The organism is uncultured Marixanthomonas sp. (assembly GCF_963974425.1).
Taxonomy (GTDB): Bacteria; Bacteroidota; Bacteroidia; order Flavobacteriales; family Flavobacteriaceae; genus Marixanthomonas.
This window is the reverse complement of record NZ_CAXBCK010000007.1, coordinates 39194-65246: the sequence shown is the minus strand read 5'-3', so window position 1 is coordinate 65246 and position 26053 is coordinate 39194. Positions and strand designations below refer to the sequence as shown.

The window sequence follows — 26053 nt, the reverse complement described above, 5'->3', positions numbered from 1 at the left end:
CTATTCAGATTTTAAAATTGTTACAATTTCATCTTCTGTTTTTAAAGCCTTGTAATCATATACATTGCCATTAACTACAATAGAAGGAAACGTCATAGTTCCAAATACCATGGTGTCTTGTAATTCAGATAACTCCTCAATTACAACCGGTAGATTGTTTTTACTTGCAATTTGCTCTAATTGCTCTTTAATTGGTGATCCTTTTACACAACAAGAAGAGTGCAAAATTTTAATTTCAGTTTTCATAACTTGTGTTTTAATAATTAAACTTTAATATGAAGTCTGAAATAGAGTAGAAAAGACACATGTTTTCTAAAGTTTTTTTAAAAAACAGAAAATAAACAGGTAAAATATTGTTAATTAGATACTTGCTTGTGCAGGTTTTTTTCAATACGATGGAGAGGTTCGCAACTGTCTTTAATATTACAAGAGGTAAAGTTCCCTTTTTTATCATATTCAATATGGCAGCATTCCACAAACAGTTCCTGTAGTTTTACGCGTGCCCGTTGTATACGCATTTTTGTAGCAGAAAGGCTCAAATTGAGTTCAGTAGCAATATCATTTTGAGGGGTATTACGAATGTCGCTTAACAGTAAGGGAGTAGCATATTTTTTAGGCAATAGCTTTATCATGGGGATAATAAAATCAGAAGCTAAAACACTCGGAATACTCGTAGCTTCTAGGTTATCCTCTTTCCATTCTGCATCAAAATTATATACTAATTGATGCTTCTTATAATAGTCTGCTATGGTATTTCGGGTAACTTGAAATAGCCAGGCTTTTATGTTATTTATCTTCGCCCCCTTTTTATGAGATTCGACAAGTTTTACCATTACTTCTTGTACAATATCTTCTGCAACCGTATTGTCCCTTGTTTTTTTTAGGATATACGATTTTAGATAATCATAGAAACTTTGAACAATTTCATTAATATCGCAGCATTCTTTTTCCATGATTGGGCGGACTAATTAGTATTTTAAAATACCGATTAAAAGGTTCTCTTTACATCGAAAATATACTTCCTGTTGCACGGAGAATAACCTTTCAAATATACGAAAATGAGTACAGAATTTTATGTAGTTTCAGCTTCCCCTTTTTCAGGCATCACCACCTGCAACAGTACGGCAATCCCCATTACCAGCGCACAGCCTACAAGATTCAGCCATAGATACGGCATCAAGTCAATCCACCAGATATAAACTATGATGGCTTGTGTTATAAGTGCGGCGATAAAGGTGGCTCTGCTTTTTACAAACTTGACAAAGAAAGCCAGCAGGAAAATACCTAATACATTTCCGTAGAAAATAGAACCGATGATATTTACCAGTTCAATCAAATTTTCAAATAGATTGGCAATACTAGCAACCCCTATGGCGATAATACCCCAAAGTAGTGTAAACCATTTGGAAGCGTGCATATAGTGTTTCTCTTCTTTACCTGGGGTGTTTCGTTTGTACAAATCGATTGTAGTAGTAGACCCCAACGCATTCAATTCGGATGCGGTAGAAGACATTGCTGCACTTAAAATAACGGCCAATAGCAGTCCAATTAATCCACGGGGTAGATTGTTTAAGATAAAGTGAATAAACACATAATCTTTATCGTTGGTTTCGGCATCTGGGTTGGCTTGTTTTATAAGATCGCGCGATTGTTGACGCAGCTCTTCTTCGGTAATGTTAATGATTTGTATTTCCTCTAAGAGGATTTCTTTTTCTGTAGCATCTTCAGAAACCGAATAAGCCATTTGCTTACTATTTAACTGTTTGTCCAGGCTTTGCTTCTCTGCTTCTAAGGTTTGATATTCTGATGCGTATTCAGATTGCATGACGTCATCTACCGCCGCAGGGTTAAAATGTAGGGGAGAGGCGTTAAATTGATAGAATACAAATACCATTACCCCTACTAAAAGGATAAAGAACTGCATCGGTACTTTTAAAAGTCCGTTCATAATCAATCCCATCTGACTCTGCTTTACCGATCTTCCTGAGAGATACCGTTGCACTTGGCTTTGATCGGTACCAAAATAAGAGAGCGCCAAGAAGGTACCGCCAATAATACCGCTCCAAAAGGTATAGCGGTTATCAAAATCGAACGAAAAGTCGAGCACATCCAGTTTTCCATTGGCACCAGCAATCTCTAGGGCGTTGGTAAATGAAATATCTAACGGGAGATAGTTTAATATCAACAAAAAGGCAATAAACATACCGGCAAAGATGATCGCCATTTGTTGTTTTTGAGTAACACTTACCGCTTTGGTTCCGCCACTAACGGTGTAAATAATTACTAAGGCTCCAATACCGATGGTAAGATAAGTTAAATTCCACCCCAATACGGCCGAAAGGATAATGGCAGGGGCAAAGATGGTAATCCCGGCTGCTAAGCCTCGCTGGATTAAAAAGAGAATAGCAGTAAGGGTACGTGTTTTTAAGTCGAATCTGCTTTCTAAATATTCATATGCGGTGTAGACTTTAAGGCGATGATAGATAGGAATAAATACCAAGCAAATAATCACCATCGCTATAGGTAGACCGAAGTAAAACTGAACAAAGCCCATTCCATCATGAAAAGCCTGTCCTGGTGTGGACAAAAAGGTAATGGCACTGGCTTGGGTAGCCATGACACTTAAGCCGATGGTCCACCAATTAGCATCGTTACCTCCCTTAAGGTAATCGTCTACATTTTTATTTTTACGAGTTTTCCATGTACCGTACAGCACAATAAAAGCTAGGGTTCCAATAAGGACAATCCAATCGATATGCTGCATTAGGAGAAGTTTTGCATTAGAAAATAAAACAAAATAATGTACACGGCATTAAGCAAGATCACAGCTACGTAACTCCACTTTTTTACCGGTTTGTTGGTTGAATCACTCATAATTAATTGCCTAAGGATAATAGATTTGCGAATAAACGGTAAGCACCTGCTACTCCAGCGGGTAACTCTCTAAAGAAACTTAACCCGGTATAGATATAATTTCCTTTGCCGTATTCGGCAACTAATAGCGAGCCTTTGGTTTCTGGTGCGTCTTTGTCGTGCATCCCCAATATAGGTACAAACTTAGGAGCCCATTGATTTGGGAAATATAAGCCTCGTTCTTGCACCCAACCTGTAAAGTCGGCTTGGGTAATTTCGTTGGGTTCATTTAACACGGGATGTTCAGGTGCTAAAAAGGTAACGTCGCTAAACTCATCGGTTACACGGTCTCTTGATAATGATAGTGAGTAGGGCGCGATGTCTTCAGTAACCAGCCTATGGCTAGTGTTATATTGCAATAGCAAGGTTCCGCCTTCTTGTACATATTTATTGAAAACAGGTTGTTTAAAAGCCAACTCTGGTACGGTGTTATACGCCCTAATTCCTACGACAACAGCATCGAAATCCTTTAGGTTTTCGTAGGTAATGTTTGATGGCGGAATGGTTGTTACTCGGTACCCTATTTGGCGTAAACTCTCCGGGATAGCATCTCCTGCACCTTCAATGTACCCAATAGATTCTCCTTCCTTTTCAATGTCAATACGCACTACTTTAGCTTCGGAAGGAAGCAGTACCCGTTGATAGGGAATATGCTCATAATCGATTGTAACGAGTTCTTTATCAAAAAATTGATCGCCCATAGATACTAACGGTCTTAGATATCCTTCGCTTTGTTCTTTAGGAGGTGTTACGGTAAACATAATGGTTTGCTCATCTCCTTTTTTTGCAATGTTAAAGCTAGGTTGCGCAGGTTTGACTTCCCAACCCTCCGGATGGTTTAATTGCACCGTTCCATTTGCGTTATCACGCCCTGCTTTTATAGTGACAGGTATGTACTGTTCGTCTTTTGAAGAAAAAATAATAACTTTTTCAGGAATACTGGAAGTAGCTTCTGGTAAGACCTCTAAAGGTTGATAGACTTCCCCTTTTACAGGGTCGTTGTATTTATAGACTATATTCCGTTGTATAGGAAATTTAACACCGCTTAGTGTTAAGTTAAAGATTACTTGTTCGGGGGCCACGGTTTCTGGTTCGCCGATTAGGTTTTTAGGCGCTTTATACATTCCTAAACTTCCTTTTTCACGCAACCAATACGGACCAGAAGTAGTGGTATCGTCTGAATATAAAGTAGCCTCAAGGGTATACTTTTCATTTGGAGCCAAGGTTTTGTTCTCGGCCACAATAGTTTTTCCGGAAGGATAGGTAATAGACTCTAGCGCTATCGGGAAGTTGTTTCGGCTTATGGCTTCAAAGTTGACATTGTACTTTTCACGAGGCATAATGGAATTACTTTGAGCAATTGCTTCTACAAAAATACCACCGCAGTCTATAATCAGCTGTTCCAGTTGTTTTGTTTTTATGACACGCCAATGGTCGTCTTCAATATTTTTGACCAATTCATACGCTTGCAACAAGGGGCGAAGCATTCGGGAAGGATCTTTAAAATCGAAATTATCTTCTAGGGGATACAAAATACCCCCAATGGTTTCGCCGCCTTCAATACGAGACCAAGAGGTGTCAATACCTTCAAACAAGTTATTGTTCCCTTCAGAAAAATCACCTTTTAAAAATTCTAACCATTCATTTTGGTTTCCGCGGGTACCTGTTGCTCCAAAACCTTGCGATTTGTGCATGCTTCGGCTTAAAGAAGCAATCTCTCCGTTAGAAAGACCTAAGGAAGGGTAGTAGTTTCCGGTTTGTACTTCTACTAAGTTAGTTTTGTCTGCTTGTTCAAATTTTTCTTGGCTTCCGTAAAACCACCAACTCGTATTGAAGAACAACCGCTTCGGTTGCCACGTACCAAACGTAGTAGCTGTTTCAGGATAGCTGTTGGGGTTGTTTACCAAGTCGAAAGCCTCTACGCTCAACATAGCAGATGAGGTGTGGTGCCCGTGGGTAGAACCCGGACTGCGGTGATCGAAGCGGTTGATGATTACATCGGGTTTAAACTTCCGTATTGCGCGAACTACATCGCTCATAACTTCTTCTTTGTTCCAAATAGCTAAGGTTTCATCTGGGTGTTTAGAATACCCAAAATCGTTGGCGCGGGTAAAAAACTGTTGTCCGCCATCGGTGCGACGTGCTGCTAATAACTCTTGCGTACGAATTACCCCAAGCAATTCGCGAATCTCAGGCCCTACCAAGTTTTGTCCGCCATCACCACGTGTTAAAGATAAATAAGCAGTACGGGCGTGAACGTCATTCGCCAAGTACGAAATCAGGCGGGTGTTTTCATCGTCCGGATGTGCTGCAATGTACATAGCCGACCCAAGGAAGTTAAGTTGCTGGAGGTCGTGGTAAATTTCAGAAGCAGTTGGTTTTTGAGGTTGTTGAGCGAAGCAGGCGGTTGTACTGATGCTTAACAGAAGCAGTACAGTAAAAAGATTGCGCATAGTATTTGGTGTGTTTTTTTCTGAAAGAACCAAAGATACCAAAATATATAGTGAAAAAAACAGTGTATTTATAAAGAAGAAAGATCGTTTTGCTGAATGAAAAAAGAAAAGAGATGATACAGAACAATGAGGTGATACGTTGTACTGTTTATATAATGTCAATCTGCTAAAAAGATACTGCTCACAAACAACCTAGGCTATTAATCAGTACCGTGTTCGGTGAGGTTTTTATCGTGTTCTTCAACTTGTTGCGACATTTCATAATAATCTTCTGCTTTAATTACCGTCACCCCTTTTTGAAGCATCATACTATTGGGGTAGGTAATAAGCTCATTATCTTTAGTGCGTACCATTACGTGAAAACTTTTAATATCTTCAATCATTCCTTCGTATGGAAACTCCTTATCGTGAATCTTGATAAAATCACCTATTTTATATGGAAAAGTAAAGAACATAATTACGCCACTGGTAATGTTACTTAAAATGGACCATTGGGCAAAAAAACCAACGCCGATTACTGCAAAGACAGAGGACATAACCAGCCCAAGATCTTTAATCTCAACACCCCAAATTAGTATTAAGCACAATACAATTAAAAAGATGGTTGATAAATCTACGTGCTTCATAATTAAGCCCGTGCGATGCTCCAAGCGTTCAAATTTGTTGGCATACCGTTTTATAACCCTAATAGTGAAGTAGCGAAGTACTAAAAACACTAAGATTACAAAGATGGATTTCAATAATTGAGGAATATAGATTTCAATAAGCATAGTATTTTTATTTAAGTCCTAAGGTATCTCGAAGCCCAGTATCTTTATTTTGCTTCAAATTCCAATAATCGTTACGGATACGTTTTATTTTATGGGCCGTGGTTTTTAAACGGGTGCTGTCACTAGGATGGGTACCGTTGGTTTCTTCCCACTTCTCAATTTCATACGGAAAGGAGCTGTTAAAATACAGAATCAGTTCTCGTTCTAGCATAGGGTAATGTAGGGAATATACAGAAAGCGAATCGCCTTGTTTAATATTCGCATGGGCACGATAGGCTTTAACTTCTTTATGTCGCATCCTGCTAAACTCGAACGAAGGGATTACTTCCATATCTCCGGTTGGTAACTCTTCTGGATTAATTCTAACTAAATTCCACAATTCGTCTTCTAACCATGTTTTGTCAAGAGTTAGTTCTTGATCAGCTTCCCCTTCAAAATAGGAATGTGAGGTTATATTGAAACGTTCTCTATTATTAAGCTGCATATATACCTGTCCACACCATTCCTGTACCGAGTTACTAATCTTTAAGGCGTGTTGAGATTTTTTAATAGGGTTAAACGTACTCGTCATAATAGAATACGGGTATATACCGGTGGTGAACTTCTTAGTTTTATTTAGTTTTAATACGGAAACATTCTTCTTCGATTGCACATCGGCCTTTACTTGAGCACCGGGTAAAAAATCTTCGGTAACAAAAACGGTGACCGCTGTTCCTTGACGAATTTCACCATAGCGCTCTTGCATGAGTTTATAGGAAGTCAACTCTGCTTTACCCGCGTACCAATATTCTTTAAATTGCTCTGGTAATTGGCGGTTATTGGCTACTGTATCGGTATCTTCTGCATTACTATTAGGGATTAAGTTATGCTCGGAGTCTTTACAGGATTGACTAAAAAAAACAATACTTATAATTAATACTGCTTTATATAGAGTGTTTTTGGATGTTATATTCATCGTTTTAATTTGCTATTAAAGATATGGAAAAGTAGCAGAAATTTGATTATTTAGTAGTAAGCTCCAATAAGGTTTTATACACTAGCCTTGTTGGTAATCCCATTACATTAAAGAAAGAGCCTTCAATCTTATCAATACCAATATACCCAATCCATTCTTGAATACCATAAGCACCCGCTTTATCAAAGGGTTGGTAAGTGTCGACATAGTGATTGATTTCTTCTTCTGAAAGGTCTGAAAACCATACTTGGGTGGTTTCATTAACCGTTTTTTGAAAGGCAACTCCTGTAAAGCAAACCGAAGTAATCACCTCGTGAAACTTTCCGCTTAAATTGGCTAACATTTCTTTAGCGTGTGCGGCATCCCTGGGTTTTTCCATTGCTTTGCCTTCTTTCCAAACGATGGTATCACTAGTGATAAGAATATCGGTTTCAGAAAGTTCACTAAACACCGATGCTTTAAGTTCTGATAGGTAGTCGGTGATCTCAGTTCCTTTTAACTCTTTTGGATAGGTTTCAATAATTTTACGTACATCAATCGTAAAGGGAATACCCAGTTCCTTAAAAAAGTTTTGTCGTCTTGGCGACCCGGATGCGAGAATGATATTGTGGTTGCTTAGTTTTTGTTTCAACATGATTATTAGAATAAAGAATATAGAATAGAGAAAATAGACTAAAAGCTATCGCTTCAATTTGTTTTGAAAGCCCATCGTCATTTTTTGCCATTCGGTAATTTTATCTTCAAAGAACGATAATTTTTCTTGGGTGATATAATTTTTGTGATGCGCTATAAGTAATTGAGTTCCTAATTCAAAAGAAGATCCCAATGCGATATCTAAATAATGGGAAAAGGTCTTTTCAGTTCGTGCAGAACCTTCAGCAATATTACTAGGAATGGAAACAGAACATCTGTTAATTTGTGAAGTAAGGGCATATCGTTCATCACTTGGGAATGTTTTAATAATATCGGAAATCTCTAATGCAATTTCAAGACCTAATTTCCATATTTTTAGGTTTTTGTAATTATGTCTTTTCATAATAGTACTTAGCTAATGTATGTTCTTTTTTCTTTACTCTATTTTCTCTTTTCTTATATTTCATTTATAAAATTACAAAAGGATACAATAGCATAGAGCACATTCCGGTTAACATTACAAGTTTTAATAAACGGGACAGAAGGCCATAGTGTTTAGGTTTCTCGGCTTCAAAAGCTTTGATGCAGAAGAATAGGAGCGGTGCTATTACTAAAAACAGAAAATATAAAACGGCTGAGGTGTATGCGTATAAAAATACATACATATAAGCTATGATAGAAAGCGTTGTGATAGCTCCTAAAGCAAATACAACTGTAGTGGCGCGGCTTCTACCAATAGCAATAGGTAAGGTGCTTTTACCGCCATTTTTATCACCATTGATGTCTTGTAAATCTTTTACCAATTCGCGTATAAAGTTTAAGATAAAAGCAAACAAAGCGTATTCTAAACTTATTTTAAACACTTCCCATTGTGATGTCTGATTCATAGCGTCAGTAACTGGTACGAGGTCAAAAAGTCCTACAATAATAATACTCATTGCAACCAATATAGACACTAAGAAAGTGCCTATAAGTAGCATCGTTTTGAGGTAAGTTGCATAGAGGTACAATAAGGCGGCAATACCAATAAAAAGTGTTGCAAAGGCGGGCTTACCTATGCTATTAGCTAGAAAAAATCCGATGCCCACTCCCAAAGCAGTTACAATGATATAAAAAGTACTCGCAGCTTTTTCTGAAATAGCGTTGCCAATTATAACCTTCTTGGGCTTGTTGATGCGGTCAATATCTGCATCGTACACATCGTTAATAATATTCCCTCCGGCGGCAATGCAAACCGTAGCGATTACCAATAATGAAAAATGAAAATCAGTAAGGGCGAAACTAGCGTGGAATGACTCAAAAAGCGTATATTTAATCAATACTTGTACAAGTACAATTAAAAGCAGATTTATGGGTCGGGTGAGTTGTAAATACTTCAAAGAAACAAAATCTTTTTTTAGGATAAAATTCCCCCTTGGAAGGAGGTTAGGGCGATCTTTTAGTTTTCAAATTAAATAAACTGACAGTACGTAACTTAAAATTATATAGAAAGTTATTTAATCGTACTTGGCACTTGCATTTTCCTTATTTATCCACTTGCCCTGTACTTTTAATACTTGCTCTATAACATCGCGAACACACCCTTTTCCACCTTTTTTGTGGGATACATATTTTGAAATGCTTTTTACCTCTGGTACAGCATCCTGCGGACAACACGGTAAGCCAATCTCTTGCATAACATATAGATCTGGGATATCATCACCCATATAGAGTACGTTTTCGTGTTTAATATCGTACACGTCTAGGTATTCATCCATCGTGTCGGTTTTATGATGTGCGCCTAGATATATATCGGTAATACCGAGTCCGCGTAATCTTGCACGTACGCCTTCGTTGGTTCCGCCGCTAATGATACATACATTAAACCCTTTATCTAATGCTGTTTTTAGTGCAAAACCGTCTTTGGTGTGCATGGTACGGTACATTTCGCCCTCGGTAGTGATGCTAATGGAGCCATCGGTAAGGACACCGTCTACATCAAAAATAAAAGTGGTTATCTGGTTAAGGTATTCTTTATAGCTTTTTTCCATAGGTATTTTGGATTGCCTCTGTTAAATATTGATAAACGTTTTTATACGGACTATCTTTCAACAAATGTAAATGATTTTCTATTGTTTTTACATCATTCCGCTTAGCGGGGCCGGTATGGGCTTGTTTTGGAGATAGTCTTTTTATTTTGTTTGCTGTTTCGGCAATTAAGGGTTTCAATAATTCAAAATCGAGATTACTTTCCTTTAAAATGTCTTCGGAAATATAATACATGTGGTTCACAAAGTTATTTACAAATACTGCAGCCAAATGCAGTGTTTTCCTTTCTTCAGAAGAAACCACCGTTACATGCTTTGAAATATGTTCGCCTAATGCTCTAAGTAACTTTAAATCTGTTTCTTCTTCAGCTTCAATACAAACTGGGATCTCAGAAAAATCGACCAAATTATTTTTAGTGAAGGTTTGCAACGGATAAAAAACTCCTTGTTTGTTCTTTCCGTCTAGTGCTTGCATAGGGACACTTCCCGAAGTGTGCACAACCAATCTATCATTAAAAGGTAGTGTTGCAGAGAAATCGGCTATTGCATCATCAGGGATGGCAATAATATAAATATCGGCTTCTTTTATTTCTGAAATATCTGAAGTGAACGGAATAGACTTTAAACTATCGGGTAGGTCGATTAAATTTCTATTAAATACTTGGATTACTGAAACTTGTTGTGTTTTATGTAAAGCATTACATAAATTGCTTCCAATGTTGCCAAATCCTAAAATAACTACGTTTAACATACTGCCGAAGGTACTAACTTTTTGGTTTTTTACCGATGTATTTTTCGGTTGATTATTTTAATTTCTTCATCTTCTTCTAACTTTTTTACAGCCCTAATAACCGTTTCTACTCGAAGTCCTGTAAGGTCTGCTATCTGTTGGCGAGTTAGTTCCACTTTGTAAGTAGTAGGGTTGCCATCTTTTTGTTTTAAAAAGTCAATTACTGTCAGTACACGGTGTTCTGGAGGATGGACCGATATTTCTTTCATCATCATGGCTTTGTAGCTCAATCTTCGTGAGAGTGTGGCGGTCATTTGCAAATGAATATCAAAGTGTTCTTTCAGTAGCGCAAAAAAGGCTGTTTTGCCCAACTTTATAATACTCACATTACTAATAGCAATAGCAGAGGCAGGATACTTGAAATTGCCAAACAAGGGAGGTTCGCCAAAACTCTCTCCGTCTTGAAACATACCTTGTACAAACTCCTTACCCTCCTCGTTGAGGTTATACATTTTTACGGCGCCGTGCTGCACTTGAAAGTAAAATAACGCTCGCTGATTTTCAGAAAAAATTACATCGCCCATGGTGTATTCGATTACTTCTGCTTCATAATCCAATAAAATTGCTTCGTTGATCATGGGTTTATGATTTGGCTCATAAAATGAAGGGTATTCGCTGAGGTAATTTTGTCTGTGAATTTAAAACTCAAAGTTATGAAAACGATTTCAGAAAAAAGTTTGTTAGTAGAGTTTAAGGAAAACTATTACGCTTATATGCCATTGACGATAATCCTTCAAAGCTGTATAGGTTCTATCGCTGCGATGCTTATTTTGGCACAAGGAACTTCTATGCTTTCTTTTATAGAGTTAATGGTTTGTGTCTCTTTATGTATGGGTTATAACGCTGCCTTATTAGCTCAAGCGCCTTATAAACTTTCATTTAGGTTGCTTGGCATCAGTTTGATTGCAAATATCTTACTTATCTTTATAAACTTGTTGTAGGTAATTAATACCATACATTAAAATTATATATAAAGAATAATGCAAAGACTGAAAGAACAAACTGATGCTAAAATTGCCTTAGGAAGAAAAAACAATCCTAAATTTATGAAAGGTGTTGATGAAATAATCAATAAAGCAAAAGCTTTTCAAAAAGGAAAAAATGCTGTTAAAATAGGTGAAAAAGCATCAAATTTTGAGCTACCCAACCCTTTAGGAAAACAAATAGAATTATTCGATTTATTAAGTAAAGGTCCAGTAGTCATTACATTTTATCGTGGCAGTTGGTGTCCATATTGCAATCTACAATTACGCGCTTTACAAGATAAATTAAAAGATATTCATCAACTTGGTGCTACTCTGGTTGCCATAAGCCCTGAAGTACCTGACTCATCAATGACAAAAAGTGAAATTAGTAATATGGAGTTTACCGTATTGTCTGACCAAGACGCAAAAGTTGCGTCCCAATATGGAGTTGCTTGGGAGATTCCAGAATTTTTATTAGATCATATGCAAATTGACCGTAATCTTGATTTAAAAAAAATTAATAATGGAAATGACAGGATACTACCAATTCCTGCTACTTTTATACTGGGAAGTGACGGAATAGTCAAATGGAATTATGTGAATGTTGATTATAGAACACGTTCAGAACCTGATGAAATAATCGAAGCGTTGAAAAATATTTCAAAATAAACTACCTATAAAAATGGGTATAACTCATAGCTAAGTCGGGTTAAATCGAAGGTTTCAGGCGTTTTTGGGAACCCTCTAAATTTTTAAATTTGGCTTTAATGCATAAAAATTTAAAACAAAAAGTAAAAATTTCTGCTCGTTTTAAATCTAGAAGTCCGTACTTTTTAAGATACTACGAGCCATACCCAAACCGTTATAATGCGCTAAAGTAGAACCAATGGATAAAGCATTAAACCCAAAGAAACTTGTAACTATATTTGGAATACCATTAGTCATCACTGGGATGATGGCGCTCCTTGCGAACTCTTCAGTTTTTAATGCAAACCCTAGTAGTTTATCAATAGGAATTACATTTGACTTATTATTGACTGTCCCGTTAATCTATTTCTTACTTATTAGAAAAACAACGATTCCTAAAACAACGGTAATTCCTTTTTTGATTGTTGGTGTTGTAATTTGTTCCTTGATCCTTCCTGCTGAAAATCAACAATACCTCACTTTTTTTAAAACTTGGTTGCTTCCAATAGTAGAGCTATTCATTCTATCATTTATAATCTTTAACCTTAAAAAAGGAATAAAACACTATAAAAGAAATAAAAGTGAAACGTTCGACTTTTACATAACTTTAAAGAAAACAAGCTATGAAATACTTCCTAAAGCTGTTGTAATTCCCGTAGTTACTGAAATTGCAGTGTTCTATTACGGATTCATTTATTGGAAGAAAAGAAAATTAAAAAACAATGAATTTTCGTACCACAAAAACAGTGGCACAATACCATTATTAATAGCGATTATTGGCATTGTGGCAATCGAAACGATTACAGTTCATATTTTATTAGCTAAATGGAGTAATACAGCCGCTTTGATTTTTACTATTTTAAGTATTTATTCAGGTATTCAGATTTTTGGGTTTTTGAAATCAATGTTGAAAAGACCAATAGCAATTCAAAACAATAAACTTTTTCTTCGATATGGCATCATGACCGAGACAACTATCGATTTAAAAAATATAGAGTCGGTTACACTTTCATCGAAAGATATTGAGTCTAATAAAGAAGCACGGAAATTATCGCTTTTGGGAACATTGGAATCTCACAATGTGATAATTCAATTAAAAGAAGAAAACACGTTAATTGGACTATACGGAGTTCAAAGAAAATATAGAGTTTTGGCTTTATATGTAGATGATAAAATTGAATTTCAAAACCAAATTAATAAAGCCTTAAAAGACAACTCTAATTGATTAATAAGACCCTGCAGAGAATTTGCTATGACAAAAACCGAAATAAAAAATAGAGAAGACGTAAACAAATTGGTAATTACCTTTTATGATTCTGTACGTGCAGATGAGTTGTTGAGCCCTATATTCAATTCGGTGATTACCGATTGGGAAGAGCATTTGGAAAAATTGACCGATTTCTGGGAGAGCAATCTATTTTTTAAAAAGAAGTATACAGGAAACCCTTTAACGAAACACGTGGAGGTAGATAAGCAACAAGAAGGCACAATCAATGAAATGCATTTTGGTGTTTGGCTAAACCTATGGTTTCAAACCATTGATAGCCTGTTTGTTGGAGAAGTGGCTCAGTTAGCAAAAAACAGAGCCCGAAATATGGGAACCTTTATTCATCTAAAAATATTTGAAGCCCGAAAAACAAAGGCATAATAAACTGAAATTGATTAACAGATTTCAGTAGAAAATATGGCGCGAAATACTTATTTTTGCGCCAAAATTCGCTATAATGATTAAAAGAATAGCTTCAGTCCTTTTTTCTACCAGACTTACCGCCGTATTATTTATTGTTTTTGCTATTGCCATGGGAATTGGCACTTTTTTAGATGCTTCTATGGAAACATCACCAACTCCGTATAGTAGGGAGATAATCTATAACGCCTGGTGGTTCGAGGCGATTATGGGGATGTTTGTAATTAACTTTCTTGGTAATATGGCTCGTTATAGGCTAAACACCAAAAAAATGTGGGCAACCTTAGTTTTACACCTCTCCTTTATATTAATCATTATTGGTGCATTTATTACACGATATATTGGGTATGAAGGAGTGCTTCATATTCGGGAAGGGGAAACTGAAAACGTATTACTTTCAGAACACACCTACCTAAACACGTTTATTGACGGTGATTACGAAATTGATGGGGTTGTACAACGTAGAAAATTAACGCCTGAAAAACTTCGACTATCAGAACGGTTGGACAATGATTTTACTATTGAAACCGACTACAACGGTCAGCCGGTAACAATTGAATATAAAGATTTCATTAAAAACGCCAAAGAAGGACTTATTAAGGCCGAAGATGGTAGTCAATTTTTAAAAATAGTTGAAGCTGGAGACGGCAATCGCCATGACCACTGGTTAGAAGTGGGCGAGGTGGAGAATATTCATAATGTACTTTTTGCTGTTAATAAACCTACGGAAGGTGCTATTAACATTACTTATAACGAAGATGGAAGTTACGATATTTCATCTCCATTTGAAGGAACGTATATGCGTATGGCAGACCAAAAACAAGGGGCTGTTGCAAAAGATAGTGTACAGCCACTTATGCTGCGCTCGTTATACCAAATGGCGGGAATGTCATTTGTAATTCCAGATCCTATGACGAAAGGCCGTCAAGGAGTGGTTCATGCAGGTAGTGAAGAACAAACAAATAAAGACGCGCTAATTCTTGATGTTACCTCAAATGGTGAGACCAAAACGGTTGAATTATTGGGAGGAAAAGGAAATGCACCAAACCCTAAGCTAGTTGAAGTAGGCGGCTTAAAAGTATACCTTACCTATGGTGCGAAAACATATGAACTTCCATTTAGTATTACTTTAAATGATTTTATAGCAGATAAATATCCCGGTACCGAAAAAAGCTATAAATCTTTTGAAAGTAAAGTAACGGTAAACAAAGAAGATGGTACTACCATGGATTATAGAATTTATATGAATCATGTGCTTGATCACAAAGGATATCGTTTTTTCCAATCTGGTTTTGACCCCGACGAAGGTGGAACCATTTTATCGGTAAATCATGATTTCTGGGGAACTTGGATTACTTATATCGGTTACTTTTTATTATACCTGGGTTTAATGGCAATACTATTTGATAAGAACACACGCTTTGGAGCTTTAGAGCGTACGCTTAATAAGATTAAAAAGAAGAAAGCCAATATGACCATGTTGGCATTGGTACTCATTTCGGTATCAGGATTTGCACAGCAATCTCCTGATGCCACTACTCACTTGCACCAAGAAACTTCGGTTAAGCAATTAGATTCAGTAATTAAAAATAACGCAGTTAGTAAAGAGCATGCTGCTAAATTTGCGAGATTGGTTATACAGGATAATGGGCGAATGAAACCCGTACAAACCTTTGCAAGCCAATTATTACGTAAAATAAGCAAAGATGATGGATATCATGGTTTAGATGCTAATCAGGTATTTTTATCCATGACAGAGTTTCCTAGGTTATGGTTAGAAACACCTTTACTGAAATTAGACTGGCGAAACGATAGTATTAAAAGAGTGATTGGAGTTTCAGAAGAAACGAGTGAAGTTTCTTTAATAGATTTATTTGACGAAAACGGAAACAGTAAAATAGCACCATATATAGAAGAGGCAACCAGTAAAACTAATCCGAATCAGTTTGAAAAAGATTTCATAAAAATCTATGAAAAAACGTTTTTACTGAACCGTGCATTAAGCGGAACCATTTTAAAAATATTTCCGTTACCAAATGATGAAAATAACAAATGGGTTTCCTATCCAGAACTTCAGGAAGCAAATTTTACAGGCACAGACTCTGTAATTACAAAAAGTATATTACCTGTTTATTTTAAAACGCTAAAACAAGCTAGAAAAACTGGAGACTATTCACAAGCCGAGCAAGTTTTAGACGGTATTAATAAATTTCAGCATAAATACGGAAGCGAAGTAATGCCATCTGATAATAAGATTACTGCTGAAATTGTATATAACAAAGTAGATATTTTTAATAGGCTTTACAAATACTTTTCATTGATTGGTATTTTAATGTTTGTTTTTATAATCGTTCAGATATTTAGGGAGGGGAAGGTTGTCAATTCCCTTATTAAAATCTGTAAATATATAATTTGGGCGTTCTTTATATTTATGACCTTAGGGTTAATAGGCCGTTGGTATATTAGTGGTCATGCTCCTTGGAGTGATGCCTACGAGTCGATTATATACATTGCTTGGGCAACTGTTTTCTTTGGGTTGGCCTTTGGTAGAAAAAGTGACCTCACCATTGCCTCTACAGCTTTTGTAGCAGCTATTATTTTGTGGGTGGCTCACCAAAACTGGTTAGATCCGGCTATCTCAACCTTAGTGCCTGTATTAGACAGCTATTGGCTTATGATACACGTTGCAGTAATTGTAGCAAGTTATGGACCGTTTACTTTAGGAATGATATTAGGTGCTACAGCCTTGTTACTCATGATTTTGACTAACAAAAACAACAAGAAGAAAATGGATATCAACATCAAAGAAATTACAGTGATTACTGAAATGGCTTTGACCGTTGGTCTAGTAATGTTAACTATTGGTAACTTTTTAGGAGGGCAATGGGCTAATGAAAGTTGGGGACGTTATTGGGGTTGGGATCCTAAAGAAACTTGGGCATTAATTAGTATTATGGTTTATGCTTTTGTAATTCACGCTCGTTTAGTACCTGGACTACGAGGACGTTGGTTATTTAATGTATTAGCTATATTTTCTTATGCTACTATTATGATGACGTATTTTGGAGTGAACTTTTACCTAACAGGATTACACTCTTACGCTAGTGGTGATGTTCCCGTAACTCCTACGTTTATTTATTATGTAATTGCATTTTTCGTAATACTAAGCGTTGTTTCTTATTTTAGTTATAAAAAGCATTATAAAATAAAAAAAGGATAGGTTTTTAAACCTATCCTTTTTCCAACTTAATTATAGTTTGGGGATTTAATTGTAGATATAATCTGGCTGCTCATCTACCATCCTGTGGTCTTCAATAATTTGTTCTCTAATTTCTAACTTCATATAGAGGTCATTGGTGAGTTCTTCTACATTTGCTTCGGTTACTTTTAGTTTTCGAGCTATTTTTGGATTTTCTACTCCTTCTGAAATATATTGGAGCAACTTAATTTCCAATCCATCAAGATCATATTGCATAATCAAGTTTTCAAGATATTCATCTTTCATTAAGTTGGTAAGATTTTCTCTGTTCATCATTTCTTTTCTTTTTATAAAAATTCGCATTTCTGTTTGTCTTAGTTCAATTTCTTCTTTTATAGCTTTCATTCTATATGTTATACCAAAGGTTAATAGCAGCATTTCTATTACAACAGCTATTTTCATATGGATGGTTTCGGTGTAAAGAAACGTTATTTCAAAACTCTGAAATACAGAAAAGTCTATTGATAATAACAATGGAATACAAGAGGCAATAACATAAAATTTTGCATAGTTTTTTTTACTAAAGAGGAGCATTCCACAAATAAAATAACCAATTAAAACGGTGAATAAAACCGCATTTGAAACGGAGGAAAGTAATTCGTTCTTTGATATCCATGCCGATACAAGGAGTACAAACGAAATACCTAACAATGCAATTGTCAATCCTTTAATATTTGAAAAAAACTCTTTGATAACCAGATATTTATATGAAAACAGAGCCATTAAACCAACTGCTCCAAAAAGTAGGGTAGATTGGATTAACCAAGATTCAACCATTAAATTTACACCGGCTAGTTTTAATAGCCCATCATTATAGAATAAAACCGAAGCCAATAATAATAGGGTACCCGTAAAATAAAGAAAAAGGTTTTCTTCAAAAATAAAGTAGCACGCTCCATTTAGTAAAAAGAGCATTAATATAAAACCGTAAAAAAGGCCTTGATAAAATAGTGTCTTAGGGTTTTCAGAATATTGAAATGTGTTTGTCAATATTTTTTCTGAAATTGGGTTTAATTTAGTTGTAGTATGTTCTTTAAAACTGTGGGAAAATTCTGCAACTACAGAGTTATCTGTGTTAAAAGCAGCTTGAACTTCATTGAAAACTAAATCAGACTTTGTTGTAACATCTGTTTGTTTTTGTATTGTTTTTTTATTGTGCTCAGTTATGTGTTCAAGATACTGATATTTTTGGGAAGCCATTGTGTTTACAAGGGCTCCATCTTTAAAGTTAGCTTTTCCAAAACTGCTTGCGTCTGCTTGACAAACTAGGAGCAGTGATAAAAAAAGACACAATATAAGGGGGGTAAATTGCCGTCTCATTAAAGTAGGTTTACATTATTAGGGTAGGGAAATATACGCAAAAATTACATTTAAACTAATTTTTTTGCATTTAATCGATATTTTAACATAAAAAAAGAGCTGCAATTAATTACAGCTCTTTTGAAAAAGTTAATTTATTAACTATTATTTTTTCCCAACCATATCTTCAGGACGCACCCACTTATCAAATTCTTCAGCGGTAACATATCCTAAATTTATTGCTTCTTCTTTCAACGTCGTTCCGTTTTGGTGAGCTGTATTAGCTATTTCTGCAGCTTTATAATAACCTATTTTTGTATTAAGAGCTGTTACTAGCATTAATGAGTTGTTTAGTTGTCTTTCAATAACTTCTGTGTTTGCTTCAATTCCGTTAGCGCAATGTTCTTCAAACGAAACACAAGCATCTCCTAACAATTCAGCAGAGTGTAATAAATTAGCTGCCATTACAGGTTTAAATACGTTCAATTCGTATTGACCCTGCATGCCGCCAACCGTCACAGCAACATCATTACCCATAACTTGGGCACAGACCATGGTCAATGCTTCACATTGAGTAGGATTTACTTTTCCAGGCATAATAGAAGATCCTGGCTCGTTTGCTGGAATGGTTATTTCTCCAATTCCACTTCGAGGACCACTTGCAAGCATTCTTACATCATTTGCTATTTTATTTAAAGAAACCGCTAGTTGCTTTAACGCTCCGTGTGACTCTACAATTGCGTCGTGTGCTGCTAATGCTTCAAACTTGTTTTCAGCAGTTATAAATGGAAGCTCGGTAAATTTTGCTATATATTCTGCTACTTTCTTGGCATAGCCATCAGGCGTGTTCAGTCCAGTACCTACAGCCGTTCCTCCTAATGCTAGTTCAGAAAGGTGTGGCAATGTATTTTTTAAAGCTTTTAAGCCGTGTTCTAATTGAGAAGCATACCCACTAAACTCTTGTCCTAAGGTTAGGGGAGTGGCATCCATTAAATGGGTACGACCAATTTTTACAACATCTTCAAATTCTTTCGATTTATTTTGAAGGGTTTTATGTAGCTGTTCTACACCAGGAATAGTCACATCAATCAGCTTTTTATATGCAGCAATGTGCATTCCGGTTGGGAATGTATCGTTTGACGATTGCGATTTATTTACATCATCATTGGGCTGTAACGTTTTATCACCTTCTCCAATTTTATTTCCTGCAATTTGATGAGCACGGTTAGCAATCACTTCATTTACATTCATATTACTTTGTGTACCACTTCCTGTTTGCCAGATTACCAATGGAAATTGATCATCGTGCTTGCCGGCTAAAATTTCATCACAAACTTTGGCTATCAAATCTCTTTTTTCTTCTGAAAGAACCCCTAATTCAGAATTAGTATACGCTGCTGCTTTTTTCAAGTACGCAAATCCATATACAATTTCAAGTGGCATAGAGGCTGGTTTGCCTATTTTAAAGTTGTTTCGGGAGCGTTCTGTTTGTGCACCCCACAATTTATCGACAGGGACTTTTACTTCGCCCATCGTATCTTTTTCTATTCTGTAATCCATAATAGGTTGAAATTTAATTTTTTAAGAAACTACGCAAAGTTAGTTAAATCAAGGGCTTTACTCAAGGATAGGTCGTTAATTATGTGTGAATAAATAGCTTCTTTTTATTGTTTTTTTTGAAAAAATCCTACTATCTTTGATGCGTTAAATAAAAATCACGATTTATCATGTTCGACTTCAATCAATATTTAGGCTTTTTAGCTTTTCTAACTATATTAACTATCGGGTTTTGGTTAATGATTTTTTTAATGGCTATCCTTCCGTATTGGATTGGGGGATCATTATATGAAAACTGGAAACTAAAGCGCGAAGCAAAAAAGAAAGAAAGAGAAGAAGCTTAAGCTTTAAACGTACAATATTAAAAAAGGAAGCCAAACGGCTTCCTTTTTTTTGTCTATATACTAAATATTTTATCCTTCAAAGTCACCGCCTTCATCATCACCATTTCCTCCTTGTTGATCACGACTACGTTGGCGTTGTTTTTTCTGATTAAATCTATAGGTAAACGATAAATTCACACTACGTTGTCTCCATTGAAATTCACTATCACTAATAAAAGAATCTGTAACGGTCAATGAATTTCGTTTACGAGAATTCAGTAAATCACTAACATTTACACCAATGGTACCATTATCGTCCATTATATCTTTACTAAAAGCAAGATTAATGGATAGAATTCCTTCAGATTCTGTTTGTGCATTGTTTTGTGGGCCTCTGTAAAAACCATTTGTCTGCCAATCAATTTTCCATGGAAGACTCACTTTGGCACTCGCACGGGCAAACCAGCTATTGTTTTCGGTTCCATATTCAATACTATTAAAACTACCATCACTTTTAAAAGTAAAATAGTTGAAACTTCCGTTAAGACGTAACCACTTTAATGGATTGTAAAGTATACCGGCTTCAAAACCGTAACGCTCGTTTGTAGAAAGGTTAATTGGGATAGTACGTACTACATTAACACCATTTATTACTTGACCAGTTTGTTCTTGAATACGCTCAAATGAATCAGTTTCATGTTGATAGTAAATGGAAGAAGTAAGCGTTATTTTTTTCCATCGTTTTAAATACCCTAAATCGAAAGCACTTGCGTACGCTGGATCTAAATCAGGGTTTCCTTGAAATACATTGGTAACACTAGAGCGTGAAGGGAATGGGTTGATAAACCACCCTCTTGGACGGTTAATTCTTCTATTGTACCCTAAAGTAATATTTTCGCGTTCGGCTAATTCGTAGATTAAGTTAACAGTAGGGAAGAGGCCTAAATAGTTTTTATCGAAGTTGGTGTCAATATCAACTCCCAATGCTTCAGAAAAGGCATCTTCATCAAGGTTTGATTGTATTTCACCCTTAAGTTGTGTGTTTTCAAGGCGTAATCCTAATAAGAAAGAGAACTTACCGAATTTGTTTCCGTACTGCGTATAAACCGCGTTTACGTTTTCAGTATAATCAAAAATGTTTGAAAGGGTATCATTTCTTACAAAAACACCATTGTTATTTTCTTGATTTAAGTTGTAATCGGTTACTTCATTTTCAAAATTTCCGCGATATCCAGCTTCGAATTGTGCGTTTTCACCAAGAGGTAGCACGTAGTCTGCTTGAATTAAAAATTCTTCTTGGTCTTCATAAGTTAAAATATCTTCAGAAGGAAAATCAAAAGCTGAAGGGATTAATCGTTGTTCCGTAATAAAAGATCGTTGCTCTTCGCTATCGTTTTCATATTGAAAATCTGCAGTAAGTTTATGGCCATTATCATCAAAGTTATTTACATAGTTTAATGAAAGCTGATAACTCACATCTTCTTCCGTTTCAAATTCTTCACGAACTGTTGTTTCTTGAAGGACTCCATTGCTAAATTTTCTCGCATTATTAGTCGTTAAATCTTCATCATCACCCAAACGAAGAAACCCGCTAGCTGTAATTGATGAACGATCTGTTAAAAAATACTCTATACCTAAGTTGGTATTAAATCCTCTGTTTAAGCGATCGTAATCTCTATCTTCAATAACACGATCAAAAGTTGGATCTGTTGTAACTTCCTCTCCTGTATCTGGATCTGTAAAGGTTGTGGGGAAATATTGGTTGTCAAAAAAAGCATTACCAGGCGCATCTCGATACCGGACACTGGTGGTGTTGAATATATTAAAATTATCTGTCCTAAGGTTTATGTTTCCTGAAATACCACTACTGGTTGGAACACCTATATTTGCAGAAATAGAACCGTTCAGTCCAAGGGTTTTCTCTTTCTTCAGAATAATATTTAGAATTCCTGCGGTACCTTCAGCGTCATATCTGGCAGATGGTGATGTAATAACCTCTACACGTTCAATAGCTTCGGCAGGAAGTTGACGTAACGCATCGGTAGAACCAAAACCTGCAATAGCAGATGGTTTTCCGTTTATTAGAATACGAACATTTTCATTTCCTCGTAAGCTAATGGCGCCTTCCACATCAACATTTACCGATGGTACGTTATTTAAGGCATCACTTACCGTTGCTCCACTTGTGGTAAGGTCTTTACCAATATTATATATTTTTTTATCTAACCTTACCTGTACTTCGGTCGTTTCGGCACGGATAACAACTTCGTCTAAGCTTTCAGTATCTAATGCCAAGGCAACAGTTGGAAGCGTTGTGTCCTTTCTCAGTTGTTTATTTGGCACTTCTTTAGTCTCATAGGAAATAAATTCATACTTAACTGTATAAATTCCTGGCGGAACTTTAAGAGAATACATACCATTTGTATCGGTAATTCCTCCATTGGCAACTTTTCCTTGTGCATTGGTAAAAGAAACTGTTGCATATTCTAAAGGAATGTTAGATCCTTCTTCTATAATTTTTCCGCTAATGGTTACGGATTCTGGTTTTTTGTTTTGGGCTAATAAAAAAGTACTGCAAAGGAGTGCAAGTACAAGAGGGTATAGTTTCATAGTCGGTTTTACTGGATTGGACTGCGAAAATACGTGTGGGTTTAGTCTGTTTTTCCTAAAATTCTGTTAAATAAAAAAACAGTAGTTATAATATAGATAAAACATTCTCTGGAGGTCTGCCAATACTAGCTTTAGCACCTTTTACAACAATAGGACGTTCTATTAATTTAGGATGTTTTATCATAGCTTCTAGAACTTCTTCTTGGGACAAATCTTTTCCTTTGAAATTATCCTTCCAAATTGGTTCATTTTTCCGAATTAAAGCAATCGGTTTGATATTCAGTAACTCAAGGATTCTCTTTAGTTCTTCCTTTGTAGGTGGCTCTTCCAAATATTTCACAATATTTAGGTCTTCATTTTTTTCTTCCAATAACTGAAGTGTTTGGCGAGATTTACTACATCTGGGGTTGTGATATATAGTTGTCATAGTATTTTATAAATTTAATTCTTCTATTTCTAATGTATAATCGTGCTGTAGGTCTTCGTGCAGCTCTGTAATTATTTTTTTAACGAGCGTTAGTTGCCGTTCATATAAATTTGTCAATGTTTTATTTCTTTTTATTGAAGGCCTCAAATCTTTCAACTGTTCACAAAAATACAAAAGCAGTTCTACTTCGGTTTCCTTTTTCTTTGAATACCGAATGTATTTTTTGACCATTCGCAATACTTTCCGAACGGTTTTCTTCATATAATAATAGCTGTTTGTGTTTATAGTTGAAAAACCTTCGTCAATAACTTGTTTTACGCTTTCTATATATGTTTCTTCGTTATGCGATTGAAACAATAAATAGGTGAGGAGCTCTTTATTCTCTTTTTTGAATTTAGCCAGACGGAGGCAAAGTTCTTCCAACTCATCGGAAGATCGGAATTTTAATTCTTTTTTAAGTTGAGCTACAGTGGCTGGTTTCATATAAGGGGAATATACGTATTAAAAATTGAAAAGAAGCTTCACATAAAAACTTGGCTTTACCAATTCTTTTTTAAGATTTACATCGTCAAGCATCGAAGTTAATAAAAGTTGCACCGATTTGTTTTTATTGGCTTTTTTTACCAAGAAATTGAAAAGCCAAGGGTATTTAAGCAGATTTTGGAGCGATTTGCTCACCCGAAGTTCCTTCCACATAGCTTGGTAAATTTTAGTATCGTATTTTTTGTTGAAATCAGCATCAAAACGATTTGTTTTAAAAGCTTCTTCAATATGTGTGGCAGCAATACGGCCACTGCGAATGGCGTTTCCAATTCCTTCGCCTGTAAATGGGTCGATCAGGTTTGCGGCATCGCCCAATAATAGAAATCGATTTCCGGAAAGTTGTTTCTTTTTAGAGCCTAACGGAAGTCCAAACCCTTTAATGTCTTCCAATGGCTTTGCGTTTTTAAATCGGTCTTTTAAGTTGGGATGATTATTTAGTAGGTGAGTAAATTTTTCTTTTAAGTGTATGTTCTGCTTGCTTATTTCGCTGGAAAGTATTCCTAAACCAACATTGGCTTTGTTGTCTGGCAAAGGGAACACCCAAAAGTAGCCAGGAAGTATTTCTTTGTAAAAATGAAGTTCGATAAATCCGGATTCATTTAGACCTGTTACATTTTTAAAATATTGACGTAGGCCTCCGCTATGGTATTTTTTATCTATTTTGTTGAGACTAAGCTTCCTGTTAACAATAGAATTTGCGCCATCTGCACCGATGATTATTTTTGTTTGAAAAATGGATTGTGAGGTTTCAATAAAAACGGAATTTTCTTTAATTTCAATTGCTTTTACTTTATGGTTTTCAAAAACTTTAATGTTAGGTACCTTTTTAATTTCTTCAGCAAAAAAAGCATCAAAATCTAATCGTTTCATGACAAATCCTGCTGCTTCTTTGTACTTTGGGTTTTTAAAAGGAATATCTAAGCTTTTATGATTTGGTGCAAAAAACCGAACGCCATTAGATGCTTTCTTTGGGTTTTGCTTCAAAAATGCTTCAGCTAGTGCAGAGTCCATCCGGTGAAACTGATTTGTTACATCTGCACTTAGTGCATCACCACAAACTTTATCACGTGGAAAAACGTCTTTATCAAGTACAGCAATCGTTAAACCACTTTCGGCTAATTGATAGGCACTCGCACACCCGGCAGGACCAGCACCTATAATTACCACATCAAATAACCTTGATTCTATCATAGATATTAAAAGCTAAATACATCACAATGTAAAAAAAGAAAAGAAGATAGTTAATTTCAGTTTTTAATTATTTTTTAGAAATACTAGTTATATAACAAATAAACTTGTTTGTTTTTAAGAATGTTATAATGTTTTGTGGATTTATGTGCAAATATTTTTTAAAAATTAACCTACTGTTTAATAAAACTTTGGGTAATTTAGTACTTATGAATTGGAATAAACTGTGCCTTTTACCATTAATTTTATTGTCAAATTTATATGTAACCGCACAAGGCTTAGACACTGAAAAACAATATAATTGGTTTGATAATACCATTGGTGTGGAGAACACAGGGCTATACAATGGCGTAGCATATATTGATATTGAAAAAGCTAAGGGTACATTTAAAAAATTTTTATACCATAATGGTTTTCAATCTGGAAGTATAGATTATGATGGGCAAACCTATTATGATATTACTTTAAAGTATGATGTTTTTAATGATAAGGTAATTCTACAATTAATAGGTGAGAACGGAACTACAATTTTACAACCCTTCAAAGAACTCATAAACTCCTTTAGTATCAAAAATAGGACGTTTAAAAATATAGTAAACAAGACTACTGAAAATGGGGATGCGTTTTCTGGCTTTTATGAAGAGATATTAGAAACCTCTCAACTTGCAGTTTTAAAAAAACATAGAAAAAAAAGACTAAAGCGTATAAGGAGAAAAAAGCTTAGTTACCAATATAAACCTATAAAGTCCTATTATTTTCTTCTTTATCAAGGCAACTATTACTCTGTTAAAAACAAACGGGATTTTATTAAGTTGTTTCCAGATTTTAAGGAAGAAATTAATTCTATAGGGATAGATGGTTCAGTACAAAGAGATAACCCAGATGCTGTTATTCTTGCTTATGCTAAACAAATAAACACACTACTATCAAAAAAACAATAAATAAAGTCCAGATTACATTCAGTATC

General features: G+C 35.5%; 25 protein-coding genes. 7 read left to right on the top strand and 18 right to left on the bottom strand.

Features of this window, described 5'->3' with window-relative positions; all coding sequences use genetic code 11:
- From AACZ92_RS03190 to AACZ92_RS03135, 12 genes are all read right to left on the bottom strand, one after another.
- Complete coding sequence (locus AACZ92_RS03190; protein WP_339697062.1) at positions 1–246, bottom strand: thioredoxin family protein; 246 nt, start codon at positions 244–246, stop codon at positions 1–3.
- Between the two features lie 110 nt (positions 247–356).
- Entirely contained in the window at positions 357–953 is a 597-nt protein-coding gene (locus AACZ92_RS03185) for a sigma-70 family RNA polymerase sigma factor (protein WP_339697060.1), read from the bottom strand.
- A gap of 119 nt (positions 954–1072) precedes the next feature.
- On the bottom strand, positions 1073–2764 hold the full coding sequence (locus AACZ92_RS03180) for a sodium:solute symporter (RefSeq protein WP_339697058.1): 1692 nt from the start codon (positions 2762–2764) through the stop codon (positions 1073–1075).
- Positions 2765–2876: 112 nt separating this feature from the next.
- Complete coding sequence (locus AACZ92_RS03175; protein WP_339697056.1) at positions 2877–5366, bottom strand: PIG-L family deacetylase; 2490 nt, start codon at positions 5364–5366, stop codon at positions 2877–2879.
- Between the two features lie 200 nt (positions 5367–5566).
- On the bottom strand, positions 5567–6136 hold the full coding sequence (locus AACZ92_RS03170; protein ID WP_339697054.1) for a mechanosensitive ion channel family protein: 570 nt from the start codon (positions 6134–6136) through the stop codon (positions 5567–5569).
- 7 nt (positions 6137–6143) lie between these two features.
- Positions 6144–7091, bottom strand: a complete 948-nt coding sequence (locus AACZ92_RS03165) for a septum formation inhibitor Maf (RefSeq protein WP_339697052.1) — start codon at positions 7089–7091, stop codon at positions 6144–6146.
- Between the two features lie 46 nt (positions 7092–7137).
- A complete protein-coding gene (locus AACZ92_RS03160) occupies positions 7138–7725 on the bottom strand; it encodes a Maf family nucleotide pyrophosphatase (RefSeq protein WP_339697050.1) in 588 nt (195 codons plus the stop codon).
- Between the two features lie 45 nt (positions 7726–7770).
- Complete coding sequence (locus AACZ92_RS03155; RefSeq protein WP_339697048.1) at positions 7771–8127, bottom strand: four helix bundle protein; 357 nt, start codon at positions 8125–8127, stop codon at positions 7771–7773.
- A 64-nt stretch (positions 8128–8191) separates the two neighbouring features.
- On the bottom strand, positions 8192–9103 hold the full coding sequence (locus tag AACZ92_RS03150; RefSeq protein ID WP_339697045.1) for a geranylgeranylglycerol-phosphate geranylgeranyltransferase: 912 nt from the start codon (positions 9101–9103) through the stop codon (positions 8192–8194).
- Between the two features lie 117 nt (positions 9104–9220).
- Entirely contained in the window at positions 9221–9754 is a 534-nt protein-coding gene (locus AACZ92_RS03145) for an HAD-IIIA family hydrolase (protein WP_339697043.1), read from the bottom strand.
- A complete protein-coding gene (locus AACZ92_RS03140) occupies positions 9738–10502 on the bottom strand; it encodes a Rossmann-like and DUF2520 domain-containing protein (protein ID WP_339697041.1) in 765 nt (254 codons plus the stop codon). Before AACZ92_RS03140 ends, AACZ92_RS03145 begins: the two co-directional genes overlap by 17 nt.
- A 29-nt stretch (positions 10503–10531) precedes the next feature.
- Positions 10532–11119, bottom strand: coding sequence for a Crp/Fnr family transcriptional regulator (locus AACZ92_RS03135; protein ID WP_339697039.1), 588 nt, complete (start codon positions 11117–11119; stop codon positions 10532–10534).
- 75 nt (positions 11120–11194) lie between these two features.
- Between AACZ92_RS03135 and AACZ92_RS03130 the strand changes: the two genes are divergently transcribed.
- From AACZ92_RS03130 to ccsA, 5 genes are all read left to right on the top strand, one after another.
- Positions 11195–11482 (top strand): hypothetical protein, encoded by a 288-nt coding sequence (locus tag AACZ92_RS03130; protein WP_339697037.1) that lies wholly within the window; start codon positions 11195–11197, stop codon positions 11480–11482.
- Between the two features lie 39 nt (positions 11483–11521).
- Positions 11522–12175: a peroxiredoxin-like family protein gene (locus tag AACZ92_RS03125; RefSeq protein ID WP_339697035.1), complete on the top strand. Its 654-nt coding sequence runs from the start codon at positions 11522–11524 to the stop codon at positions 12173–12175.
- A 217-nt stretch (positions 12176–12392) separates the two neighbouring features.
- Entirely contained in the window at positions 12393–13418 is a 1026-nt protein-coding gene (locus AACZ92_RS03120; RefSeq protein WP_339697033.1) for a hypothetical protein, read from the top strand.
- Between the two features lie 27 nt (positions 13419–13445).
- Positions 13446–13841, top strand: a complete 396-nt coding sequence (locus AACZ92_RS03115; RefSeq protein WP_339697031.1) for a group III truncated hemoglobin — start codon at positions 13446–13448, stop codon at positions 13839–13841.
- Positions 13842–13917: 76 nt separating this feature from the next.
- A complete protein-coding gene (gene ccsA, locus AACZ92_RS03110; RefSeq protein ID WP_339697029.1) occupies positions 13918–17100 on the top strand; it encodes a cytochrome c biogenesis protein CcsA in 3183 nt (1060 codons plus the stop codon).
- Between the two features lie 45 nt (positions 17101–17145).
- Here ccsA and AACZ92_RS03105 read toward each other — a convergent pair whose 3' ends face one another.
- A complete protein-coding gene (locus tag AACZ92_RS03105) occupies positions 17146–18339 on the bottom strand; it encodes a 7TM diverse intracellular signaling domain-containing protein (protein ID WP_339697027.1) in 1194 nt (397 codons plus the stop codon).
- 264 nt (positions 18340–18603) lie between these two features.
- A complete protein-coding gene (gene fumC / locus AACZ92_RS03100; protein WP_339697025.1) occupies positions 18604–19998 on the bottom strand; it encodes a class II fumarate hydratase in 1395 nt (464 codons plus the stop codon).
- A 167-nt stretch (positions 19999–20165) separates the two neighbouring features.
- Here fumC and AACZ92_RS03095 point away from each other — a divergent pair, with 167 nt between their 5' ends.
- A complete protein-coding gene (locus tag AACZ92_RS03095; RefSeq protein WP_339697023.1) occupies positions 20166–20339 on the top strand; it encodes a hypothetical protein in 174 nt (57 codons plus the stop codon).
- Between the two features lie 69 nt (positions 20340–20408).
- Here the strand turns inward: AACZ92_RS03095 and AACZ92_RS03090 are convergent, their stop codons facing one another.
- The 4 genes from AACZ92_RS03090 to AACZ92_RS03075 form a co-directional block, all read right to left on the bottom strand.
- Positions 20409–22928 carry an outer membrane beta-barrel protein gene (locus AACZ92_RS03090; protein ID WP_339697021.1) on the bottom strand — a complete coding sequence of 840 codons (2520 nt, stop codon included), beginning with the start codon at positions 22926–22928 and terminating at the stop codon, positions 20409–20411.
- A gap of 85 nt (positions 22929–23013) precedes the next feature.
- Positions 23014–23355 (bottom strand): arsenate reductase (glutaredoxin), encoded by a 342-nt coding sequence (gene arsC / locus AACZ92_RS03085; protein ID WP_339697019.1) that lies wholly within the window; start codon positions 23353–23355, stop codon positions 23014–23016.
- Positions 23356–23361: 6 nt separating this feature from the next.
- Positions 23362–23838 (bottom strand): hypothetical protein, encoded by a 477-nt coding sequence (locus AACZ92_RS03080; protein WP_339697017.1) that lies wholly within the window; start codon positions 23836–23838, stop codon positions 23362–23364.
- Positions 23839–23856: 18 nt separating this feature from the next.
- Complete coding sequence (locus AACZ92_RS03075) at positions 23857–25089, bottom strand: geranylgeranyl reductase family protein (protein ID WP_339697015.1); 1233 nt, start codon at positions 25087–25089, stop codon at positions 23857–23859.
- Between the two features lie 206 nt (positions 25090–25295).
- On the opposite strand from AACZ92_RS03075, the gene AACZ92_RS03070 reads away from it, so the two are divergent.
- A complete protein-coding gene (locus AACZ92_RS03070) occupies positions 25296–26027 on the top strand; it encodes a hypothetical protein (protein ID WP_339697013.1) in 732 nt (243 codons plus the stop codon).
- Positions 26028–26053 lie beyond the last annotated feature (26 nt).

Bases quoted from the DNA above. Each gene is read 5' to 3' on its own strand.
- AACZ92_RS03190 (WP_339697062.1), bottom strand. From the start codon at position 246: ATGAAAACTGAAATTAAAATTTTGCACTCTTCTTGTTGTGTAAAAGGA.
- AACZ92_RS03185 (WP_339697060.1), bottom strand. From the start codon at position 953: ATGGAAAAAGAATGCTGCGATATTAATGAAATTGTTCAAAGTTTCTAT.
- AACZ92_RS03180 (WP_339697058.1), bottom strand. From the start codon at position 2,764: ATGCAGCATATCGATTGGATTGTCCTTATTGGAACCCTAGCTTTTATT.
- AACZ92_RS03175 (WP_339697056.1), bottom strand. From the start codon at position 5,366: ATGCGCAATCTTTTTACTGTACTGCTTCTGTTAAGCATCAGTACAACC.
- AACZ92_RS03170 (WP_339697054.1), bottom strand. From the start codon at position 6,136: ATGCTTATTGAAATCTATATTCCTCAATTATTGAAATCCATCTTTGTA.
- AACZ92_RS03165 (WP_339697052.1), bottom strand. From the start codon at position 7,091: ATGAATATAACATCCAAAAACACTCTATATAAAGCAGTATTAATTATA.
- AACZ92_RS03160 (WP_339697050.1), bottom strand. From the start codon at position 7,725: ATGTTGAAACAAAAACTAAGCAACCACAATATCATTCTCGCATCCGGG.
- AACZ92_RS03155 (WP_339697048.1), bottom strand. From the start codon at position 8,127: ATGAAAAGACATAATTACAAAAACCTAAAAATATGGAAATTAGGTCTT.
- AACZ92_RS03145 (WP_339697043.1), bottom strand. From the start codon at position 9,754: ATGGAAAAAAGCTATAAAGAATACCTTAACCAGATAACCACTTTTATT.
- AACZ92_RS03140 (WP_339697041.1), bottom strand. From the start codon at position 10,502: ATGTTAAACGTAGTTATTTTAGGATTTGGCAACATTGGAAGCAATTTA.
- AACZ92_RS03135 (WP_339697039.1), bottom strand. From the start codon at position 11,119: ATGATCAACGAAGCAATTTTATTGGATTATGAAGCAGAAGTAATCGAA.
- AACZ92_RS03130 (WP_339697037.1), top strand. From the start codon at position 11,195: ATGAAAACGATTTCAGAAAAAAGTTTGTTAGTAGAGTTTAAGGAAAAC.
- AACZ92_RS03125 (WP_339697035.1), top strand. From the start codon at position 11,522: ATGCAAAGACTGAAAGAACAAACTGATGCTAAAATTGCCTTAGGAAGA.
- AACZ92_RS03120 (WP_339697033.1), top strand. From the start codon at position 12,393: ATGGATAAAGCATTAAACCCAAAGAAACTTGTAACTATATTTGGAATA.
- AACZ92_RS03115 (WP_339697031.1), top strand. From the start codon at position 13,446: ATGACAAAAACCGAAATAAAAAATAGAGAAGACGTAAACAAATTGGTA.
- ccsA (WP_339697029.1), top strand. From the start codon at position 13,918: ATGATTAAAAGAATAGCTTCAGTCCTTTTTTCTACCAGACTTACCGCC.
- AACZ92_RS03105 (WP_339697027.1), bottom strand. From the start codon at position 18,339: ATGGCTTCCCAAAAATATCAGTATCTTGAACACATAACTGAGCACAAT.
- fumC (WP_339697025.1), bottom strand. From the start codon at position 19,998: ATGGATTACAGAATAGAAAAAGATACGATGGGCGAAGTAAAAGTCCCT.
- AACZ92_RS03095 (WP_339697023.1), top strand. From the start codon at position 20,166: ATGTTCGACTTCAATCAATATTTAGGCTTTTTAGCTTTTCTAACTATA.
- AACZ92_RS03090 (WP_339697021.1), bottom strand. From the start codon at position 22,928: ATGAAACTATACCCTCTTGTACTTGCACTCCTTTGCAGTACTTTTTTA.
- arsC (WP_339697019.1), bottom strand. From the start codon at position 23,355: ATGACAACTATATATCACAACCCCAGATGTAGTAAATCTCGCCAAACA.
- AACZ92_RS03080 (WP_339697017.1), bottom strand. From the start codon at position 23,838: ATGAAACCAGCCACTGTAGCTCAACTTAAAAAAGAATTAAAATTCCGA.
- AACZ92_RS03075 (WP_339697015.1), bottom strand. From the start codon at position 25,089: ATGATAGAATCAAGGTTATTTGATGTGGTAATTATAGGTGCTGGTCCT.
- AACZ92_RS03070 (WP_339697013.1), top strand. From the start codon at position 25,296: ATGAATTGGAATAAACTGTGCCTTTTACCATTAATTTTATTGTCAAAT.